Source organism: Microbispora sp. NPDC046933 (assembly GCF_040644635.1).
Taxonomy (GTDB): domain Bacteria; phylum Actinomycetota; class Actinomycetes; order Streptosporangiales; family Streptosporangiaceae; genus Microbispora.
This window is the reverse complement of sequence record NZ_JBEYWW010000090.1, coordinates 1-3,156: the sequence shown is the minus strand read 5'-3', so window position 1 is coordinate 3,156 and position 3,156 is coordinate 1. Positions and strand designations below refer to the sequence as shown.

The 3,156-nt window shown below is 74.0% G+C and carries 2 protein-coding genes; both read right to left on the bottom strand.

Going from position 1 to position 3,156, the window contains the following annotated elements; genetic code table 11:
- Positions 1-188, bottom strand: a 188-nt coding sequence (locus tag ABZ857_RS43925) for a beta-ketoacyl synthase N-terminal-like domain-containing protein (protein WP_357056862.1), incomplete at its 3' end; no start/stop codon positions are given.
- 79 nt (positions 189-267) lie between these two features.
- A partial coding sequence (locus ABZ857_RS43920; RefSeq protein WP_357056859.1) for an SDR family NAD(P)-dependent oxidoreductase occupies positions 268-3,156 on the bottom strand: 2,889 nt, incomplete at its 5' end.

Here is a 3,156-nt window from a genome sequence, read left to right as displayed (position 1 = left end):
TCCCAGCCGCGGTCGGCGGGGAACTCGGTGACGGCGTCGCGGCCTTCGGCGACCAGGTCCCACAGGTCCTCGGGGGAGGTCACCCCGCCGGGCAGGCGGCAGCCCATCCCCACGATCGCGATCGGCTCCCGTTGCTCGTCCCGGACGTCCCGGAGTTCTTCGCGCGTCTTGTGCAGTTCCTCCGTCACGCGTCGGAGGAGACGCCGGATCTGGTCGTCGCTCACAGCTCCGCCTTCCATGGGCACGAGGTGGGGCAAAGGGAACAGGTCAGGAGATGCCGAGCTCGTTGCTGATGAATTCGATGAGCTCGTCGTCGGAGGCCGAGGACAGGTCGGCGGTCGCCGCGGGGCGCTCGTCGGGCTGGGTCTCCCCGAGAAGCTCCGTCAGGCGCCGCAGCCGGTTCGCCGCGGCCTCCCGATCGGACGGTGAGACCGTCTCGCCGAGCAGCGCCTCCAGCTCGTCGAGCTTTGCGAGCACGGCGGCGACGGGCGGCTCGGGGTCGGGCAGCAGCACGTGGAGCAGGTGGTCCACGAGCCCGGCGGGCGTGGGGTAGTCGAACACGAGCGTGCTCGGCAGCGGCGTCCCGGTCAGCCGGGTGAGGCGGTTGCGCAGTTCGACGGCCGACAGCGAGGTGAACCCCTGGTCGCGGAAGCCCCGATCGTCGTCCACGTCGGCCGCCGAGCCGTACCCGAGGACGTCGGCGATCTCCGCGCGGACCAGCGCACGCAGCGTCTGCCGTCGCTCGGGCTCCGGCAGCCCCGCCAGCCGCGCGGGGAGGTCCGGCTCGCCGCCGGAGGTCTCCGCCGCGCCGGGTGCCGCCGCGCGGGCCTCGGGCAGCTCGGCGAGCAGGGGGTGAGGCCGTACGGCGAGCACCGTCGCCCAGTCCGCGCGGGTGACGACCAGCCGGGTCTCTCCGTTGACCACCGCCTCTTCCAGCGCCGACACCGCGAGATCGGGGACCATGGGCGGGAAGCCGCCTCGCCGCAGCCCCTCCCGCGCCTCCTCGCCGGCGATGCCCTCGCCCTCCCAGTGCCCCCAGGCGATGGAGGTGGCGGGCAGGCCGAGCGACCGGCGGTGCTCGGCGAGGGCGTCCAGGAAGGCGTTGCCCGGCGCGTAGTTGCCCTGGCCCGGGTTGCCGATCAGCCCGGTGACCGACGAGAACAGCACGAACGCCGCCAGCGGAAGCTCCCGGGTCAGCTCGTGCAGGGCGAGCGCGCCGCCCGCCTTCACCCGGTTCACCGCGGCCAGCCGCTCCGGCGTGAGCGAGCCGAGCAAGCCGTCGTCCAGGACGGCGGCGGTGTGGACCACGGCGGTCAGCGGATGCTCCGGCGGCACGGCCGCGAGCACGGCGGCGAGGGCGTCCCGGTCGGAGACGTCGCACGCGGCGACCGTCACCCGGGCGCCCAGCCCGGTGAGCTCGTCGCGCAGATCCTCCGCTCCGGGGGCGCCGAGTCCCCGCCGGCTGACCAGCAGCAGGTGCGGGGCCCCGCGCCGGGCCAGCCGCCGGGCCACGTGAGCACCGAGCGCACCCGTGCCGCCCGTGATGAGCACGGTCCCTGTCGGTGCCCACTCCGCGAGCGCCGCCTCCCGGCTCGGTGCGGGAACCAGCCTGCGCGCGAGAAGTCCCGATGCGCGCACCGCGAGTTCCGACTCGCCGTGCCGTCCCGCCAGCGCGGTCACGGCGTACGCGACGCTCCGCCCATCAGGCGTCGACCTGTGCGAGGACCCGTGCAGGGGCTCGTGCAGCGGCGGAAGGTCCACGATCCCGGCCCACCGCTCGGGCCTCTCGGCGGCGATCACCCCGCCCAGGCCCCAGGCGAGACCCCCTGCCGGATTCGGCACCCGGTCGGACGGCGCCGCCGCGACCGCGCCGCTCGTCGTGAGCCAGAGAGGGCCGTCGATCCCCGTCGCGTCCAGCGCCTGCAGCAACGCGACATCCTGGCCCTCGTATGGGGTGTCGCCCACGCCGAGCAGGGACACGACACCGGTGAACGGCGCGTCGGTCCGTACGGAGGCGAGCGACGCCACAAGGGAATCCCGGTCGGTCGTCTCGCCGACGACGGCCTCGGCCACCTCCGCGCCGCGCTCTTCCAGCACGCGCCGCAGGGCCTCCGCCCACGCCACGCCCGTCTCCCACCCCGTACGGACCAGCAGCCAGCGGCCGCCGGACCGGAGTGCGGGCTCCTCCACCGGCTGCCAGGTGACGCGGTAGCGCCACGAGTCGAGCGTGGTCCGTGCGTCCCGTCCGGCGTTCCACGTGGCCAGGACCGGCAGGGCCTCTCCGAGCGACCGCCGTACGCGCTCGGCCTCCGCGCCCAGGGTGCCGACCAGAGCATCGAGGTCCCCGCGTCCGACGATGTCCCAGAAACGCGCCTTCCCGTCGTCGTACGGCCCGGCCTGGCCGGACTTGGGTGGGCTGACCCAGTGCCTGCGCCGTTGGAAGGCGTAGGTGGGCAGGTCCACGATGGCGGCTTGGTCGTGGAGGGCGGTCCAGTCGACGGGGGTGCCGTGGGTGTGGGCGTGGGCGGCGGCGGTGACGGTGGTGTGGGGTTCGGGCCGGTCGCGACGGAGCACGGGGACGGCGACGAAGTCCTGTTGGCCGTCGAGGGTGTCGCGGATGAGGGCGGTGAGGACGCCGTCGGGCCCGATCTCGATGAAGGTGGTGATGCCCTGGTCGTGGAGGGTTGTGGTGACGTCGGCGAAGCGGACGGGGTTGCGCAGGTGGCGGGCCCAGTAGGCGGGGTTGGTGAGGTCGGCGGGGGTGGCGGTCTGGCCGGTGAGGTCGGAGACGAAGGGGGTGACCGGTCCGGTGGGCGGGGTGAGGGACAGCCCGGCCACGGCGTGTTCGAACTCCTGGAGGATGGGGTCCATGTGGGGGGAGTGGAAGGCGTGGCTGACGGTCAGGGCCCTGACCTTGTAGCCCTTTACGCGGAAGTGTTCGGTTAGTTCGGTGACGGCTTCGGTGTCGCCGGAGATGACGGTGGAGGTGGGGGTGTTGAGGGCGGCGATGGTGACTCTGCCGTGGTGGCGGGCCAGCTCGGGCGTGATTTCCGCCTCACCTGCGTTGATGGCGGTCATGGCGCCGCTTGGGGGGAGGGTGTGCATGAGGCGGGCGCGGGTGGCGACGAGGGCGGCGGCGTCGGGGAGGGTGAGGAT